The 17,411-nt window shown below is 68.4% G+C and carries 17 protein-coding genes; 8 read left to right on the forward strand and 9 right to left on the reverse strand.

Annotation, left to right across the window (positions count from 1 at the left end; genetic code table 11):
- The first annotated feature begins 57 nt into the window (after positions 1–57).
- The 4 genes from AB0J95_RS25530 to AB0J95_RS25545 are packed head-to-tail and all read left to right on the forward strand — an operon-like array spanning position 58 to position 2,384.
- The gene (locus tag AB0J95_RS25530; protein WP_364762557.1) at positions 58–507 is read left to right on the forward strand and encodes a hypothetical protein; all 450 of its coding nucleotides are present in this window, start codon (positions 58–60) and stop codon (positions 505–507) included.
- Positions 504–1,730, forward strand: a complete 1,227-nt coding sequence (locus AB0J95_RS25535; RefSeq protein ID WP_364762560.1) for a divalent metal cation transporter — start codon at positions 504–506, stop codon at positions 1,728–1,730. Before AB0J95_RS25530 ends, AB0J95_RS25535 begins: the two co-directional genes overlap by 4 nt.
- A complete protein-coding gene (locus tag AB0J95_RS25540) occupies positions 1,727–2,119 on the forward strand; it encodes a hypothetical protein (RefSeq protein WP_364762563.1) in 393 nt (130 codons plus the stop codon). Before AB0J95_RS25535 ends, AB0J95_RS25540 begins: the two co-directional genes overlap by 4 nt.
- A complete protein-coding gene (locus AB0J95_RS25545) occupies positions 2,106–2,384 on the forward strand; it encodes a PRC-barrel domain containing protein (RefSeq protein WP_364762566.1) in 279 nt (92 codons plus the stop codon). Before AB0J95_RS25540 ends, AB0J95_RS25545 begins: the two co-directional genes overlap by 14 nt.
- 77 nt (positions 2,385–2,461) lie before the next feature.
- Here the strand turns inward: AB0J95_RS25545 and AB0J95_RS25550 are convergent, their stop codons facing one another.
- From AB0J95_RS25550 to AB0J95_RS25560, 3 genes are all read right to left on the reverse strand, one after another.
- Positions 2,462–3,259, reverse strand: a complete 798-nt coding sequence (locus tag AB0J95_RS25550) for an SDR family oxidoreductase (RefSeq protein ID WP_364762868.1) — start codon at positions 3,257–3,259, stop codon at positions 2,462–2,464.
- 248 nt (positions 3,260–3,507) lie between these two features.
- Positions 3,508–4,584: an alpha/beta hydrolase gene (locus AB0J95_RS25555; protein WP_364762569.1), complete on the reverse strand. Its 1,077-nt coding sequence runs from the start codon at positions 4,582–4,584 to the stop codon at positions 3,508–3,510.
- A gap of 344 nt (positions 4,585–4,928) precedes the next feature.
- Positions 4,929–8,375: a cutinase family protein gene (locus AB0J95_RS25560; protein ID WP_364762571.1), complete on the reverse strand. Its 3,447-nt coding sequence runs from the start codon at positions 8,373–8,375 to the stop codon at positions 4,929–4,931.
- Between the two features lie 280 nt (positions 8,376–8,655).
- On the opposite strand from AB0J95_RS25560, the gene AB0J95_RS25565 reads away from it, so the two are divergent.
- The gene (locus AB0J95_RS25565) at positions 8,656–8,892 is read left to right on the forward strand and encodes a hypothetical protein (protein ID WP_364762574.1); all 237 of its coding nucleotides are present in this window, start codon (positions 8,656–8,658) and stop codon (positions 8,890–8,892) included.
- Positions 8,893–9,225: 333 nt separating this feature from the next.
- On the opposite strand, the gene AB0J95_RS25570 is transcribed toward AB0J95_RS25565, so the two are convergent.
- From AB0J95_RS25570 to AB0J95_RS25585, 4 genes are all read right to left on the reverse strand, one after another.
- Positions 9,226–9,369: a hypothetical protein gene (locus AB0J95_RS25570; RefSeq protein ID WP_364762577.1), complete on the reverse strand. Its 144-nt coding sequence runs from the start codon at positions 9,367–9,369 to the stop codon at positions 9,226–9,228.
- A 102-nt stretch (positions 9,370–9,471) separates the two neighbouring features.
- Positions 9,472–12,009: an FtsX-like permease family protein gene (locus AB0J95_RS25575; RefSeq protein WP_364762580.1), complete on the reverse strand. Its 2,538-nt coding sequence runs from the start codon at positions 12,007–12,009 to the stop codon at positions 9,472–9,474.
- Positions 12,006–12,764 (reverse strand): ABC transporter ATP-binding protein, encoded by a 759-nt coding sequence (locus AB0J95_RS25580; protein ID WP_364762583.1) that lies wholly within the window; start codon positions 12,762–12,764, stop codon positions 12,006–12,008. Before AB0J95_RS25580 ends, AB0J95_RS25575 begins: the two co-directional genes overlap by 4 nt.
- A gap of 11 nt (positions 12,765–12,775) precedes the next feature.
- Positions 12,776–13,084, reverse strand: coding sequence for a hypothetical protein (locus AB0J95_RS25585; RefSeq protein WP_364762586.1), 309 nt, complete (start codon positions 13,082–13,084; stop codon positions 12,776–12,778).
- 130 nt (positions 13,085–13,214) lie between these two features.
- Here AB0J95_RS25585 and AB0J95_RS25590 point away from each other — a divergent pair, with 130 nt between their 5' ends.
- Both AB0J95_RS25590 and AB0J95_RS25595 read left to right on the forward strand, forming a co-directional pair.
- Positions 13,215–14,369 carry a histidine kinase gene (locus AB0J95_RS25590; RefSeq protein ID WP_364762589.1) on the forward strand — a complete coding sequence of 385 codons (1,155 nt, stop codon included), beginning with the start codon at positions 13,215–13,217 and terminating at the stop codon, positions 14,367–14,369.
- The gene (locus tag AB0J95_RS25595; RefSeq protein WP_364762592.1) at positions 14,366–15,022 is read left to right on the forward strand and encodes a response regulator transcription factor; all 657 of its coding nucleotides are present in this window, start codon (positions 14,366–14,368) and stop codon (positions 15,020–15,022) included. The genes AB0J95_RS25590 and AB0J95_RS25595 overlap by 4 nt, the downstream gene beginning before the upstream one ends.
- A gap of 56 nt (positions 15,023–15,078) precedes the next feature.
- Here AB0J95_RS25595 and AB0J95_RS25600 read toward each other — a convergent pair whose 3' ends face one another.
- Positions 15,079–15,684 (reverse strand): pyridoxal-phosphate dependent enzyme, encoded by a 606-nt coding sequence (locus AB0J95_RS25600; RefSeq protein ID WP_364762595.1) that lies wholly within the window; start codon positions 15,682–15,684, stop codon positions 15,079–15,081.
- Between the two features lie 14 nt (positions 15,685–15,698).
- Between AB0J95_RS25600 and AB0J95_RS25605 the strand changes: the two genes are divergently transcribed.
- Positions 15,699–16,385 (forward strand): cation:proton antiporter, encoded by a 687-nt coding sequence (locus AB0J95_RS25605; protein WP_364762598.1) that lies wholly within the window; start codon positions 15,699–15,701, stop codon positions 16,383–16,385.
- Positions 16,386–16,421: 36 nt separating this feature from the next.
- On the opposite strand, the gene AB0J95_RS25610 is transcribed toward AB0J95_RS25605, so the two are convergent.
- Positions 16,422–16,970: a hypothetical protein gene (locus AB0J95_RS25610; RefSeq protein ID WP_364762601.1), complete on the reverse strand. Its 549-nt coding sequence runs from the start codon at positions 16,968–16,970 to the stop codon at positions 16,422–16,424.
- Between the last annotated feature and the right edge of the window lie 441 nt (positions 16,971–17,411).

A 17,411-nucleotide genomic window follows, 5' to 3' on the forward strand; every position in this document is an offset into this window, starting at 1 on the left:
AGCCACACGGCGCGACGAGTCCAGTTAGGAACGCCGGTCGCGGGGTAACCACGCGCTGTGACCAGGCGATGGATAGTTGGCGGTTGCGTTGCCGTAGCGGCGGCGCTGATCGTCATCTGGGTGGTGACGTCGAGTTCATCGGAGAGTGGCTACCGGGATACGGTTGTCGGCATCGCGCACGACGGCCTGTCCGCGGTGCGCACCACGGACCTTCTCGTGACGGCCGATCAGGACGACCGGCTGGTGTCCACCTATCGGTCCACGGCGATCGACGACGCCGAGACCGGGTTGTCCGACGCGATAGCGCAGCTGGACGGCGCCGACCGGCCAGGGCCCGCGGCGAACGCCTTGTATGAGCGGCTGGCTCCGCTGCTGCGGACCGGCATGGCGGGCGTGACGGAAGCCAGTGACGCGATGTCCGGCGGGACAGCGGACCTGGGCGCGGCCCGGGCGAAGCTGCGGGCGGCCGGTGACGGTCTGGCCGAGTTCGTCAGAAGTACGCGATGAAGCGGGCGCTCGCGGTCACCCTCGGGATCCTGACCGCCATCGGCGGGTTCGTCGACATCGGCGACCTGGTGGCGAACGGCGAGTCCGGGGCGCGGTTCGGTCTGCGGCTGGGCTGGGTCGTGATCGTCGGTGTGATCGGGATCTGTGTCTACGCCGAGATGTCCGGCCGGGTGGCGGCGGTCAGCGGCCGCCCGGTGTTCGACCTGGTCCGGGAACGGCTCGGTCCCCGGGTCGCGATGGCCAACCTCGCCGGGTCGTACCTGGTCACGTTGCTGACGCTCAGTGCCGAGATCGGCGGTGTGGCGTTGGCCATCGAGCTGCTCACCGATCTGCCGTACCTGCTGTGGGTGGTCCCCGCCGGGGTGGCGATGTGGCTGGTGATCTGGCGGGTCAAGTTCGACACGATGGAACGGGTGTTCGGGTTGGCCGGGCTGGCCCTGGTGGTGTTCGTGGTCGCGCTGTTCGCGCTGCACCCGCCGTGGTCCGGGCTCGCGGGTGAGGTCAGCTCATTGCCACCGGATGAGAACTGGGGAACCTACGCCTTCTTCGCGGTCTCGTTGTTCGCCGCCGCGCTGACGCCGTATGAGGTGTTCTTCTTCTCCTCCGGCGGCGTCGAGGAAGGATGGACCCGCCGCGACCTGATCACCTCACGCGCCAACGTCTTCGTCGGATTCCCGCTCGGCGGCCTGCTCTCGCTGGCGATCATGGGATGCGCCGCGATCGTGTTCGAGCCCGCCGGGATCCGGGTCGACGATCTGAGCCAGGTCGCGATCCCGGTCGGGCAGACGCTTGGCCAGATCGGCCTGGTCGTGGTGGTGTTCGGGTTCTTCGCCGCGACCTTCGGCGCCGCGCTGGAGACCGGGTTGTCCGCCGGCTACACCGTCGCCCAGTACTTCGGCTGGGCCTGGGGCAAGCGGATCCGGCCACGCAACGCCGCCCGCTTCCACACCGTGGTCCTCGTCAGCGTCCTCATCGGAACAGCGCTGCTGTTGACGACGATCGACCCGATCCAGCTCACCGAGTACTCGCTGATGTTCAGCGCGGTCGCGCTTCCGTTGACCTATCTGCCAATCCTGGTCGTTGCCAACGATCGGGAATACCTCGGCGACGCGGTCAACGGCCGCTTCGCCAACATCCTCGGCGTCACCTATCTGATCATCATCCTGCTCGCCGCCGTCGCCGCGATCCCGCTGATGATCTTCACTGGGATGGGGCAGTCATGACCGGGCAACCCGATCCGCTGCGGATCGATTTCCACCTGCTGGACCGCCAGATCGTCGATCTCAACGGCGTCCCGGTGGGCAAGGTCGACGAGGTCGAGCTGGAGCAGACCGAGGACGGCCTGCGCGTGACCGCCTTGCTGGTCGGGATGGATGTGCTCGGCCGGCGGGCCGGTGGCTGGCTGGGCTCGGCGTTGCGCCGCGTGGCCCGGCGCGCCCACCCGGACAGGCAACCCACCCCGCTGCGGATCCCGTACGAGCACGTCGCCGAGGTCGGCAGCCACATCACCTTGTCGCTGCGCAGGGAGGTGCTGACCGAGGCCCCGCTGGAGCAGTGGCTTCGCGATCACCTGATCGCCCGGATTCCTGGAGCGACCGATGCTGGCCAGTGACATCCTCGGCCGCACGGCACACGACCACGACGGCCGGCCATTGGGACGCATCACCGATCTCATCGCTTACCGGGACCACACCGGGCACACGCACGTGACCGCCGTCTTGGTCTCGCGGCGGCTGCGGGCCCGGCTGTTCGGTTACGAACGTCCTGGCCTGCAACGGCCGTGGGTGCTGGAGAAACTCGTGCGGCTCGCCCACCGCGGCACCACCGAGATCCCTGTGGACGAGATCCGTTGGCCACCAACGGAAACCGGCAAGTAACACCACAATGGACGATCCCGCTATGGCACCGTCTTCGTCAACAGCGACTTCGATACCCCCCGCCTGGAGGCGTACCCTCAGGTCAACAGCTGCCCACCAGTGACGCCGAGCACCTCACCGGTCACGTAACTCGACTCCTGGGAGGCGAGGTAGACGTACGCCGGGGCGACCTCAGCCGGCTGTGCCGCGCGACCGAGCGGGGTCTGCCCACCGAACGAATCGACTTTGTCCGTGGGCATCGTGGCCGGGATCAGTGGTGTCCACACTGGACCGGGTGCCACCGAGTTGACCCGGATGCCCCGGCTGATCAGGTCCTGCGACAAGCCTTTGGTGAAGTTGACGATGCCCGCCTTCGTGACCGCGTAGTCGAGCAACTCCGGTGAGGGCTGGAAAGCCTGGATCGAAGACGTGTTGATGATCGCCGCGCCGGGCGCCATGTGCGGCACGGCCGCCTTGCACAGCCAGAACAGTGCGTACAGGTTCGTCTTGAGCACCCGGTCGAACTGCTCGGTGCTGATCCCCACCAGCCCGTCGTCCTGCGACATCTGGTAGGCGGCGTTGTTCACCAGCACGTCGATCCGGCCGAACTCGGCGACCGCCCGGTCGACGATCTGCCGGCAGTGCGCCTCCTCGCGGATGTCACCGGGTACCAGCACCGCCTGACGCCCAGCGTCCAGGACCAGTTCGGCGGTCTGCTCGGCGTCGGACTGTTCCTCCGCCAGGTAGGAGATCAGCACGTCAGCGCCTTCACGGGCGAACGCGAGCGCCACCGCCCGGCCGATACCGGAGTCGCCGCCGGTGATCACCGCCTTGCAACCGGCCAGCCGATCGCTGCCGCGATAGGTCTTCTCGCCGTGATCGGGCTGCGGCCCCATCCGCTCGCCGGTCCCCGGATGTTCTTGCTCCTGGCCCTCCTGGTGCCCGGGCCGCTGGTACTGGGTCCGCGGGTCGCGCCGGGCGTACTGGTCCTGCTCCATGCTCGATTCACCCCTTCGTCACGTCCATCCCCAGAGGTATGCCCGCACCGTAGGTGCACAACCGCACCAGGGACGTTCTGTTGCTGATCGACTGTTGTGACCGAAGGGCGGATTGCGAGACATCACCATCCGCGGTGCTCCGCTGATCATGATCGAGGGTCCGCCACCCTTTCGTTCTGGCGCAACCAGGTCAGCATGGCGTCGTAGACGCGGTCATGACGCAGAAGATCAAAGTGGTTCAAGCCACCCAGCCACCGCACGTCTGCCCGCTGGCTGTCATCTGCCGCGCTGGCCGGCCCGACCAGCAGATCACCGACAAGGCGGCCCAGCATGCTTCCGTCCAACCGGGACAGCGTCGCGGATATGAACAACTGCCGCACTGTCGGAGGCAGCACGGTTTCCAGAGTTTCATCAGCGTATTGCCGCATCCATTGCTTCTCGTGCAGACAACCCACCGCCAGGTCTTTGATGCCGTCGCTGCGTAACGCGAGCAACCAGGACAAAGGTACGCCCAGCAGTCCCCTGCCCAACAGCGCGCTCGCCCGCGCGACCACACGTTCCAATGGCGCACCGGTGTGCGGCGTACCGAGACACACCAACCGCGTCACCTTCGACGACCACCCCTTCGCCCGAGCATGGGCTTGATGCAACGCACTTCGGGCCACCAGACCACCCATCGAGTGCCCGACCAGGACGATGTCAGTCACCGCCACGGGCCATGCGTCAACGAGGCCGGAGAGCAGGTCGATGAGTTCACGTCCATTGTCGGAGATGTGCCGCCCGGAGTTGTAGCGGACATACACCGGACTGCACCCCAGATCTTTGGCCAGACGACTGCCGAAATCACCGCCGGAGCGAGTTCCCGCGGTCCATCCGGAACGCAACCACGAGCGTTCGGTCTCAACGAGGCCATGCAGAAACACCACCAACCGCCGGGAGGCCGAGGGATACGCCGCCGCCACGGAGGCCCGCGTCAGTTTCACCCGGCGCTGCCCCACCCGAACAGACATCACCGCAGGCAGAGGCTCACCGCTTCCATCAACGCGTTCACCGAACACGCCATTGGCGAAGCCGGCCGCCCACTGCCCGGCAGCCGATTTCGTCAATACGGCTTCAGGTAGATCACGGATTGTAGTCACCGTGGTTCCCGCAATACCCAACAGCAAGCTGACTCCGGTACTCACTTGGCCGAAAGCGCCCGGAATCGGCGAAACGAGCGCCATATCGTGCCCCTTCACCAGGCGACTTCCGCCGCGACAACAACCACGCAGAGTGAATGCCCAGCCAAGACCAGGGCTATGCGGTCATCGTCGCGTTACCGTTGTGAGCTTCGGCTCATCACTGCTCGCTGAGCTCGGGAACGCCCGGCGGACAACCGCGCGGGCGACATCCGTGCCAAGACGAACGGACCGCGGTTCACCCCTGTAGTAGCAGCCGCTGATCGAGCTGAACAGACCACCGCCCGAATGAGCCGATCTCCTGCTGTACGACAAAGTCGCGGGTCACCATCCGCCAGAGACGGGGATGTTCCAGAAGTTGTCCAGGTGCGTCGACCCGAGACCTGATGTCAGTACTCGGCATAACCCCAATCGGTGACGGCGGACGGGAACGTCTGGCCGAAACCGTTGCCGGTCGACAGGGTGCAGCTGACCCGGCTGTCGGTTCCGTTGGTGATCCCGACCTTGCGGCAGAAGTCCGCCTTGCCGTCACCGTCCGCGTCCCGCCAGCCGCGACCGTCCACATAGCCCCAGTCGACGACGGGCGACGCGATGGTCTGACCGAACGCCCCACCGGCGGACAGGGTGCAGCTGACCCGGCTGTCGGTTCCGTTGGTGACGCCGACCCGGCGGCAGAAGTCGGCTTTGCCGTCACCGTCGGCATCAGCCCACGCGCGGCCGTCGGGGTAGCCCCAGTCGATCACGTCCGACGTGATGGTGGTGCCGAACGCGGTGCCGGTGGACAGCGTGCAGGCGACCCGGCTGTTCGCGCCGTTGGTCATACCGACCACCCGGCAGTAGTCCGCCTTGCCGTCACCGTTCATGTCCTTCCAGTCCCAGCCGGCCGCGTAGCCCCAGTCCAGCACGTCCGAGCCGACCGAGGCGCCGAACCCGCCGCCGGTCGACAGCGTGCACACCACCCGGCTGTCGGTCCCGTTGACCGGACCACCGGCGCGGCGGCAGAAGTCGGCTTTCCCGTCACCGTTGAAGTCCGCCCAGATCCGTCCCTCCGGGAAACCCCAGTCGATCACCGGCGAGGTGATGGTCGCACCGAACGCCCCACCGGCGGACAACGTGCAGGCGACCCGGCTGTCCGTGCCGTTCGTCACGCCCACCACCCGGCAGAAATCCGCTTTGCCGTCGCCGTTCGCGTCCACCCAGGCGCGCCCGGCCGCGTACCCCCAGTCCGTCACGGGCGAAGTGATGCTCGCGCCGAACGCGCCACCCGCGGACAAGGTACAGACCACCCGGCTGTCCGTGCCGTTGGTGATCCCGGCCCGCCTGCAGTAGTCGGCCTTCCCGTCACCGTTGAAGTCCACCCAGGCCCTGCCGTCCGGATAACCCCAGTCGGTCACGGCGGAGGTGATCGTGGTGCCGAAGCCGTTGCCGGTGGACAGGGTGCAGGCGACGCGGCTGTCGGTCCCGTTGGTGATCCCGACCCGCCTGCAGTAGTCGGCCTTGCCGTCACCGTCGAAGTCCGCCCACGCCTGCCCGGCCGTCACCGGGACTGCCAGGTCGTCCAGTGACGTCCGGTTGACCACCTGCGAGCCGCAGCCCCGCTGGTCGCCGCAGAACCCGACGAGCGTGGCCACGTGCTGCTCCATTGTGTACTGACGGCCGTCCTCCACGGTCATCACCGTGCGATCCGGCGGCTCCTGGTTCATGTGCTCGCGGACGTCCACGCTCCACTGGTTGATCATCGCCGGCGCGCCGCAGCCGACGTTGCAGCTCGACAGCTTCAGCGGGGCGCCGCCGACGAACTTGTACATCTGGCCCTCGGTGACCGCGGTGGCGCCGTCGTACGGGTTGGGCCGCATGTGGTCGAGCGCCGCGATGCTGGCTCCGCTGATCTGTACCTGGTTGCCGCAGTTGACGTTGCACGAGTTGAGCCGGATCGGCGCGCCGCCGACGAACTTGAAGATGTCACCGATCTCGGTGCGCATGGTCACACCGTCCCGGGGCGCCGGCCGCATGTGGTCCAGCGCCATGATCGACGTTCCGTTGATCGGCACGGGATTCCCGCAGCCGACCGCGCAGCTGGCGAGGTGCACCGGCGCGCCACCGACGAACTTGAAGATCCCGCCCGCCTCGTCGATGGCGGTCGCCGAGTCCGCGGGGAACGGGTACATGTGGTCCAGCGACACGACCGACGCGGTGTTGACCTGGACCGCGTTGCCACAGCCGACCGCACAGTTGGCGAGATGGATCGGCGCGCCACCGACGAACTTGAAGATCCCGCCCGCCTCGTCCCGGATGGTGGCGCCGTCGGCCGGGAACGGGCGCATGTGCTCCAGCGCGTAGATGCTCCACGTGGTGATCGGCACCGGGTTCCCGCAGCCGACCGTGCACGTGGCCAGGTGGATCGGCGCGCCGCCGGCGAACTTGAAGATCCCGCCCTGCTCGTCGATGACCGTCGCGTTGTCGGCCGGGACCGGGTTCATGTGGTCGAGCGCGCCCACACTCCAGGCGTTGATCGGCACCGGGCGGCCGCAGCCGGGGTCACAGGTCGCGAGGTGGATCGGCGCGCCGCCGGCGAACTTGAAGATCGCGCCCGCGTCGTCGATCGCGGTGGCGCCGTCGGCCGGGTTCTGCCGCATGTGGTTGCCCGGGTCGGTGAGCCGGATCGTGCCCGCCGGAACCGGGATCGGGCTGCCACAGCCGACGTTGCAACTGGCCAGGTGAATGGGTGCGCCGCCGACGAACTTGAAGATCCCGCCGGCCTCGTCGATGATCGTCGCACCGTCCCACGGGTAGGCGCGGCCCGCGTTCACGATCCCCTGGGTCACCTTGACCGCGGTGCCCGGGCAGAGCCCGCCCGCGCAGGTGGTCATCCACAGTGGAGCGCCGCCGACCATCTTGTACACCCGGCCGGTGTCGCAGGTCTGGACCACCGCGCCGTTCGGCACCTCGTTCAGCGACGACACCTGCGGGCACGGCTTCTCCGCGGGCGGTGGCGGCTCGACCGGCGGCACCGGTCCGCCGGGCGGGCTGCCCTGGATCCCCAGCCGGCTCGCGAACAACGCCCCGAACGCCCTGCGCTGGTCGAGTGGCCCCCACTGGTCGGCGTACCGGCCATGCATCGCCGCGTGGAAGGCGTAGTCGACGCCGAGCACCGCGCCCAGCACCGGATTCCACAAGGCGTCGCTCAGGGTGGAGGTGTTGTCGCAGACCGGGTCACCGGTCAGGCACAGCTCGGTGCTGCGGCTCTGGATGTCGCCCGGCAGGCTCGCCCGGCCGAGGACGCCGCCGTTGCCCTGCTGCACCGGCCAGATCGACCCGCTCAGCACGTCGAAGTACACGCTGTAGGAGCTCGCTCCGACGCTGAACGGGTTGGCCAGCAACAATACCGACCGCACCGACGTGCGCTGCCCGGCGGACAGCTGTTCCAGCGCGGTGTGCACGACCATGGAGCCCTGGGAATAGCCGATCAGGCCGATCTGGATGCCCGGGCATCGGGCGATGCGGTCGCGGACCAGGTTGTAGAGCAGGTCGGCGCCGGCCTGGTAGGAGTCCCGGAAGTTGCCGGACCACATGGTCCACGCGTCCATCTCGATCGCCCGGTACGGCAGGGCGTAGTACGTCGTGTCCGCGGGCAGCAGGTTCAGGGCACGCTGAGCGTACTGGCCGACCCTGTCCTCCTTGCGGTCCGCCACGTCCTGGTGCTCGCCGCTGCCGCGGGCCCCGATGATCAGCCTCGGGGAGCAGGGCGGCACGTCCGCGAACGCACCGCGCGGCACCACGGCCACGCCGGCGCTCAACAGTACGAGTACCAGAACTACACGCAGAATGCGGGACATCGAACACCCTCCCCGGCTACGTCGGCGGCCCAGTCAACCAGTGATGTCTTTCACGGCGATTTCACGGACCGTCCACTTTGACCGTGAGACCGGTCGGAGAAGAAGCTCGATGCAGGTTGAACGCGAGACACGGCAGCACGTCGACGAGGCTCAGCTCGTCTGGAGTCGGCGCTGCTGGGGGCCTTTGTCGGCCTGCCGGTCCAGCTCGGTCAAACGTCGTTCTCGCTCTCTTGCCGATTTTCGGCGTTCTCGACGCGAGCGGTCGGCACGCTCATTCGGCGTGGCTGAACAGGAACTCACTGAACGCCGAGTTGAGCGCGGACAGGAGCTGCGGGAGTTGGCGCGCAACGCCGCGCCCGGGCCATGGCACGTGGCGAATGACGCTGACTCGGTGCGGCTACTAGCGTTGGAGGGCCAGCAGATCGCGGTGCTCACCGGAGTGTGGGAGCCCGGCACCGCGAAGTACCTGGCGACCATCGGGCCGAATACCGCCTATCTCTTGGCGGAACTGGTCTGACTCAGTGAAAGCCTTGCGCGCAAGGGGGAAATTGCTTCGCGAGTGCAGACCGCCATGCCAGTGGCCCGTCGTGCGACGTTGACCGTGTAATTGATCTTCGTGGTTACCTCGGCCAGGCTGGTCCCACTTGTCGAGTGGGAGGTGGTCACGGCTCGTCGCCCGGATGTGTTCGTCCGGTCGTTGTCGATGGACGAGGGCCGCAAGCTGCAGCGGATCACGCGCACCGCGAAGGATCCGGTGAAGTTGCGGCGGGCGATCGTGGTGCTGATGTCCGGCCACGCGAGGAGGCCGGCGGTGGGTGCGAGCAGCGGCAGTGTGGGCAGGGTGGTGGCACTAACTGGTTTGCCGGGTGGTCAGGTTGGTCAGGAGGGCCACGCCTTCGCGGTGCCATTCGATGAAGTCGTAGTCCAATGTGGGCAGTTGGCCGATCTCGGTGGCGGGCAACGACCCCAGGTGATCGTGCCGGCCCACCATCACCCTGGCCCTCGATCGAGTAGACACAGCACGTCCCGGTAGCCGGGGTTGCGCTTCACATCAGTTCGGTGCCCCGGCACGCGCGTTGCCGGATCTGCGTGGCCTCTACTGTCCTGGAAGCGTGACCGCTTCGATCGGGCTGCGCCGCATCGCCAGCCGCGCGGAGAGCGCGGTGACCGGCCACACGATCAGGAAGGCCGCGAGCACCACGCCGATGAACACCCAGATCGGCCCGGACGGGATGAGCTGTCCGGTACTCCAGGCCATGGGCAGCACGGTGAACAGCGAGATGATGGTGCCCAGTACCAGCCCGGCCACCGCGACGATGCCGCCCTCGATGAACAGCATCCGCCGGACCTGACCGCGGTCCGCGCCCGCGAGGCGCTGCGCGCCGAACTCCCGGCGGCGGGCCAGCACGGCCACCGCGAGGGTGTTCACCGCCGCGATCGCCGCGTAGGCGATGGCGAGCACGGCCAACAGGTAGTTGATCATCGCCTCGATGTCCGCGCCGGCCTGGAAGTTGTTCGTCAGTGCGGAATCGTCGCTGACGGTGAGACCCGGCCAGTTCTTCAGACGGCCGGTCAGTGTGGACACGACGTCGTTGGAGTTGGGTGCCTTCACCAGCACCTGTGGGGGCAGGCCGGTTGTGGTGTGCGGGGTGAGGAGGTCGGCTGGGAGCACCATGCTCGCGTAGCTCGACGGGCTGTCGAGGAGTGCGACGACGGTCACCTGGGCCTGCGCCCCGTCGCCGAGTCGCATGGTGATCTTGTCGCCGAGCTTGAGCGTCAGGCGGTCGGCGACGTCCTCCGGTAGCGCGATGGTGTTGCCGGTCAGGTTCTTCAGAGAGCCCTGCGTTACGTCGGTGGCCAGAACCGTGCCGCCTTGGTCCTCGGCGGAGATGCCTAGTAGGCGTAGCGGGTCGCTGCCGTTGCCGTCGTAGGGTTGTTCGATCCAGCCGGTGCTGGTGATGAGTGGTGATGCCGTGGCGACGCCTGGGGTGCTGCGGATTTGGGCGAGGGCGTCGGGCGAGATCCCGCCGGTGTCCGTGGTGATCACCGCGTCCGCCTTCAGCTGGTTGGTGTACGCCGCCACTTGGGCCTTCTGTGTCGTGGTCTCTGAGTAGACGTTGCCGAGTGCGACCGCGGTGGCGAGCGTGATCGGCGTGAGCGCGGCGGCGAACGCGACCGCGCGGACGCGTGAGTTGATCACCGCGAGCGTGGCGTCCCGGCCGGTGACCCGCCGGATCAACGAGCCGAAGCGGTCGGCGACGAAGGCCATGATCTCTGGGCCGATCAATGCCACCGCGATGGCGCCGGTCAGCACCGCGGGACCGCCGATGGCCGCCGCCGTGTCGGCTGGCATGAACACCGTGGTGCCCGCGAGCAGCACGGTCGCCGCAGCGCAGATCACCGCACCGGTGCGGCGCAACGGGTTCACCTTCGCACTCGGGATCGCGGCCTCGGCCAGCGCTTGGATCGGCCGGGCCCGCGCCGCGGCCAGCGCGGCGAACCACGCGGCCGCATAGACGATCGCGAGCGTGACGAGGATGCCCGCGGCGAACGCGATGACGTCCTGCTGGAACACCAGCTCGGTCGGCACGATGCCGAGCGACACGCTGGTTTCGAAGATCTGGTTGCCGAGCAGGCTGCCGAGGACCACGCCGCACAGCGCGGCGATCGCGCCGACGGCCATGGTCTCGGCGAGCACCATCCGGTGCACCTGTTTCGGCGTCGCGCCGGTGGCCCGTAGCAGCGCGAGCTCCTGTTGCCGCTGCCGCACGGTGAGGCTGATCGTCGCGGAGACGACCAGTGCCATGACCACCAGCACCATCCCGCCGAACACCGCGGCCAGCAGGATCAGCGGAAGCCGGCTGTTGTCCACACCGAGAAACTCGGCCGCGCCTCGGTCGTCGCCGGTCAGCACGCTGACGTTCGGCATCACTTCGGCGATGCGCGCGGCGAGATCACCGGCGTCCACGCCTTCGGACGGGAACACGCCGACCAGGTCGACGCGGCCCGGATGCGTGGCGAACCGCTGGGTGTCGGCTGGGGAGAAGAAGAACGCGGTCCGCGGACCGTGCTCGGCGATCCCCGCCACGACGAAGGACCGCTTCTGTCCGTCCACCGCTATGTCGACGGTCGCGCCGGTGTTGATTCCGGCCGCGTCCGCCGTGGCCGAGTCGAGCACGACCTGGTTGGTGGCTGGTGGTTGCCCGCCCTGGCGCAGGACGTAGCCGCCGAGCACGGCGGAGTCCCAGCCGTGTCCGGAAAGGACGGACACGCCGGGGACCCCGTCGCGCAGCAGCGTGGCCGGGAACGACACGTCCGCGACGACGCGCTGCACGCCCGGCACCGCGGCGATCCTGCCGACCTGGTCCACAGGCAGCCCGGCCCGTTCGACGTACGGGACCACCTGCGACTCTTCGTCCGGCAGCTGGAAGGCCGGCGAACCGCCGACCACGACCGGCGCGGCCGCGAGCCGCTGCGGCTGCGCCTGCAACACGATCGCGGTCTCGAACAGCCCGGCGCACGCGATCAGCAGGCCGCAGCCGATCACGATCGCGACGAACGACGCGAGCGACGCGGCCGCGCGGTACCGCAGGCTGGCCAGGGCCAGGTTGAACACCACCCGCCGCGGGCTCACCGCTGCCCCCGTTCCTGCTTGGCCCGAGCACCGAGCTGCGCCAGAGTGGCCGCGACGGCTTCGACGCCCGGCGTCGCCATCCGCGTGACGATCTGGCCGTCCACCAGGAACAGCACGTTGTCCGCGAACGACGCCGCCACCGGGTCGTGCGTGACCATCACGATGGTCTGACCCGCGCTCACCAGCTCGCGCATCAGGTTCAACACCTCGAGCGCGGTGTTCGTGTCCAGCGCGCCGGTCGGCTCGTCGGCGAACACCACCGCCGGGCCGGCCGCCAGTGCACGGGCGATCGCGACGCGCTGCTGCTGGCCGCCGGAAAGCTCACCGGGGCGGTGCTTGACGCGCTGCGCCAGCCCGACCCGTGCGATCACCTGATCCACCCACGCCCGGTCCGGCTCGCGGCCGGCCAGGAGCATCGGCAGGGTGACGTTCTGCTCGACGTTCAGCGCGGGCATCAGGTTGAAGGACTGGAAGATGAACGCGACGTGCTGACGGCGAAGCTCGGTCAGCTCGGTCTCGCTCCGGCCCGTCAGGTCGGTCCCGACCAGGGTGACGCGGCCCGCGCTCGGCTTGTCGAGTCCGGCCGCGCAGTGCAGTAGCGTGCTCTTACCGGACCCTGATGGGCCCATCACCGCGGTGAAGGTGCCGGGGAGGAAATCCACGGAGACCCCGGCAAGCGCCTCCACAGCACTCTCGCCAGAGCCATAGGTCCTGCGCACCGAGTCCAGCTGGACCGGGGCACCGACGGACGTCATCGTGGGCACGGTCATTCACCCCGATCCGTGCGGAACCGCTCGACGCCGGTGAGCACGCCGGTGGCGATCGCCGCCGGGACCGCGGTCCACAGCCACCACGGCTCGCGCAGTCCACCGCCGAGGATGGCGATCATCAGCCAGACGATCACCTGGGCCAGGGTCATCGCCGCGCCGGCGAGGACCACGATCTGCCGGGCGAGCAGGAGCCGCCTGCTCGTCGGGTCGAGGTTGTCCCGTACGGGCCTGACGATGTCGGTGACCAGTGTGCGGACCGGGTGCCGGGCGGTCCCGCCGCCGGACGTGTCGTTGTCGTAACTCATGACGGCAACACTGGTCGTCGACGGCGCCGGCGGCATCGGCGCTGGGTGGTCGTCCCGATAGACGAAAGTCGTAGTCACCGCCCATCTATCGAGGGACGCCCGAGCGACGGCACTGTCTAGGCTCGGGCAGGTGATCAAGGACGCGGGTGCCGCCCGCCACGGGCCGGACTGGTTGGCGGTAGCGCGCACGGCGACATTGGTACTGCTCTCGTTCGCCGGCGGGCTGTCGCTGCTCTACGGAGTGCTGGAGGCCGGGCCCGGCGGTGTGGCGCGCGTGCTGGACATCGCGGTAGGCGCACTCGCCAGCCTCGCGCTGGTCCTGCGTAACCGGGCACCCGTCGTCCTGGCCGTAGTTCTGGCCGGCGTCGCCGCGGTCGTCGCCTCGGCCGGGTTCGCCAACATGCTCGCGCTCTACGCGGTGGCCCGCCGTCGCCGGCTGCGGGTCGCGCTCCCCATCGCCGCCCTCAACGTCGTCTCGGGCTGCGTGTTCTGGCTGGTGTACTCGGGCAACAGCTCCCTGAGCCTGACCATCACGGTCAACGCGGCGATGGCGGCGGCGTTCAGCGCCTGGGGAGCGCTGCAGCAGGCGCAGCACAAGCTCGTCGACTTCTACCGCGAACGGGCCGAACGGGCCGAACAGGAGCAGGAGCTGCGGGCGGCGGAGGTCAGGTACGCCGAGCGGGCGCGGATCGCCCGGGAGATGCACGACGCGGTCGCGCACCGCATCTCCCTGGTCAGCTTGCACGCCGGTGGACTGACCGTGGCCAACGGCCTGTCCCAGGACGACGTCCGATCCGCGGGCGACCTCATCCGGTCGGCGGCCGTGCAGGCACTGCAGGAGCTGCGCACCGCACTGGGCGTGCTGCGCGCCGACGAGGCCGTGTCACTCGAACAGCCGGGACTCGACCGGCTCGACGACCTGGTCGACGAGGCCCGCGCGGCAGGTCAACGGATCACGCTGACGGTGCACGGAGATCTGCGCGACGCGCCGCCCAGTATCGGCCGGGCGGCTTACCGGATCGTGCAGGAAGGACTGACCAACGCCCGCAAGCACGCCGCGGGAGCCGACGTCACGGTGCTGTTGCACCACACCGACGACATGTTGCGGGTGCGCGTCGGCAACCGGGTGGTAGCCGACGCGTTGGACGTGCCTGGGTCACGTCGTGGGCTCATCGGCCTGCGAGAGCGGGCCGTCCTCGCGGGTGGGAGCCTGAGCCATGGTCGAACCGACACAGGAGAGTTCGTGCTGAACGCGGAGCTGCCATGGGAAATGACACAGTTGTGACACGACTACTGCTTGTCGATGACGACGCCATGGTGCGGACCGGACTGCGCATGGTGCTGTCCGCCGACCCCGCCGTGCACGTCGTCGCCGAGGCGACCAACGGCCGCCAGGCGGTGGCGATGGTGCGCGACATGGCGCCTGACGTCGTGCTCATGGACCTGCAGATGCCGGTCCTGGACGGGATCGCGGCCACCCGGGAGCTGCGAGCGAGCGGCTACCCGAACCCGGTGCTCGTCCTGACCACCTTCCAGATCGACACCTACGTCGTGGAGGCGCTGCGGGCCGGCGCCAACGGCTACCTGCTCAAGGACACCGCCCCCGAAGAGATCATCCGGGCCGTGCACGTCGCCGCCGCGGGCGACTCCGTGTTCTCCGCGGCGATCACCAAGCGGCTCGTCGCCACGATCGGACATCCCGACTCCGCCGCGACCGCCGACGCGCGCGCCAGGCTCGCCCGGTTGACCGATCGGGAACGTGAGGTGGCGGAGGGCGTGGCCGCGGGCAGTTCGAACGCGGTGATCGCGGCCGACCTGCACATGAGTGAGGCCACGGTCAAGTCACACGTCTCCCGCATCCTCGCCAAGACCGCCGCCGAGAACCGGGTTCAGATCGCTCTGCTCGTCTACCAGGTCGGCCCGTATCCCGGCCCATGACGGTAAAACCCTGACCGGGTAACGATGTCCGCTTCGGGGCTGACGCGCGGCCGTCCTTACGTGAATGATGCCTGCAAGTCCTTTGTGAACACACCAGCGCGGAGATCTCGCGTGCTGACAAGGTGAACGGGTCGGCTCGCCTCGGGCCGGAACTCTCGGGCGAAGCGACCGCGGCCGCCGCCGGTGATGTTCAGCAGCACGGTGGCCTCCCGCGGAACTGCTCCGGTCGCCGCGGCGTCACGCAGGCAGGCCAACGCCACTGCGGCGGCCGGCTCGATGTCGATTCCCTCCACCACGGCGAAAAGGTCCTGCGCGGCGCGGGCTGAGGCATGATCGGCGAGGAACATCTCACCGGCGCTCTGCGTGATGCAGTCGCGGACACCACCCGCGGCGATGTACGGCGGGCGCCGGTTGGTCAACTCGTCGGCGAAACAACGGGCCGCGTTCGCCGCGTCGGTGGAAGTCCTCACGTCGCCGAGATCCGCTCGCCATGCGTCATACAGCGGAGCGAACAACGCGTTCTGGCACAACATCAGTCTGGGCGTCCGGTCTGCCACGCCCGCGTCGAGCAACCGGCGGGCCGCTTCGTGCACGGCGATGGCACCGGCGCCGCTGCCGACCCCCTGGAAGTAATAGTCAGGCATGGACGGCACGGCTTCCACAGCCGCGGGAAATCGTGTCGGCGGCGGACCTGCAGGAGCATATCCCTGCGGTGATGCGCCGGTGGTTCGCCTCGGCGTCCGTGCGCGGCTCGGCCTTGCTGACCGTCACACTGGCCGGGGTGCTTGTGTCCGGAGCCGTCACCGAGTGGATCGGCCTGCATTTCCTTTTCGGCGCCTTCCTTTTCGGTGCGCTACTCCCCCGGGACGGCACCGAACGGCTGCGGGAGGAGATCCTCGGCCGCGTCAGCGAGTTCAACACCACACTGCTGTTGCCCGTTTTCTTCATCGTCGCCGGGCTCAAGGTGGACCTGTCCACGATCGGCACAACCGGGATCGGCGAACTCGCACTCGTTCTGCTGGTCGCGGTCGCCGGCAAGTTCGGCGGCGCGTTCGCCGGGGCCAGGCTGCACCGCCTGCCCGCCAGGGAGTCGGCGGCACTGGCAACGCTGATGAACACCCGTGGCCTCACCGAACTGATCATCCTGAGCGTCGGCTTGCAGCTCGGCGTGCTCGACCAGCAGCTGTACTCGATCGATCATGGTCGTCATGGCGGTCGTCACCACCGCGATGGCAGGACCGTTGCTGCGCCTGTTCTACCCACCGAGAATGGTCGAACGAGATCAGGTCAAAGCAGCCGAATCCATTGCGCGAGCAGCCTGATTCAGCCCCTTCGTCAGCGCCGTCGGCAAGGACCTCAGTAACCCCGCCAGGGCGGGTTGCCCTGGCGAGGGGGTGGGTCAGGCGGTCCAGATTTTGATGCCGCTCATGTAGCGGCTCTGGCCGGTGGTGCCGACGGGGTCGTTCTGGCAGCGCGGTCCCTGGTCGTCGTAGTCGTAGCCCAGGCCCATCGCGGTGTAGCAGATGCGTACGCCGCCTTCGCCGCGGATCGTGAGGGCCTCCAGGCGCCTGCTCTGACCGGTGGTGCCCGCCTGGGCGTTGTTGCAGGATTCGCCGGCCCAGCCGATGTCCTGCAGGTGCGGCTCGTAGCAGACACTGCCGGGGCTCACGCTGATCCTGATGGCCTCGATCTGCTTGGCCTCCCACGGGATGCCTGCTTCTTCGCCGTCGCAGACGGTGGGGAGCCAGCCGCTGAAGGCCACGTGGACGGCGTAGCAGACGTGGGCGGCCGCTGGGGAGAGCGCCGCGCGCTTGGCTACTTCCCGGTCCAGGTTTGCTTGTACGGCGGCTTCCGTGGTCTCCGCGCCTGCCACGGCTGGTGTCCCGGCCAGTGACACGGCCGCGAACAGGCCGATGACGGCAGCGGACAGCATTCTTTTACGCAGCATCGAATTCCCCCATAGTGATGACTTTGCCCCGAACTGCCGCAAAGGTAACGCAGTCGCCCAAACCTCACAAGATCCATTCCGGGGTCAGCAGGATGAGTTCGATTTCACTGGCTGCCATGTCCGCACTGCCCGGTTCGAAAGGTCCGTATTCCAAGGCCATGCCTTGGCCGCCGGACTACCGAACCTGCGCTGATCCCCCGGCCGGATGCGGTCACTGTCCGGTGCGGGCCGAACCAGAAAGCCTTGCCAGAGCACACTTTTGCGTAGTGTGGGGCGCGCTTCGACCGGACGCGCGCGAGGAGCCCAGATGACCCGGCGGCTCGTTGTTCTCCTGACGGTGGCGCTCGCTGTCTTCGGTGTCTCCGTGTCCCCAGCCTCGGCTGGTGGCATCGCCGGCGGGCCAGAGTTGCCGCCGGTGGTGGATCCGCCGACGGAGGGCTG

Source organism: Actinocrispum sp. NPDC049592 (assembly GCF_040675465.1).
Taxonomy (GTDB): Bacteria; Actinomycetota; Actinomycetes; order Mycobacteriales; family Pseudonocardiaceae; genus Kibdelosporangium.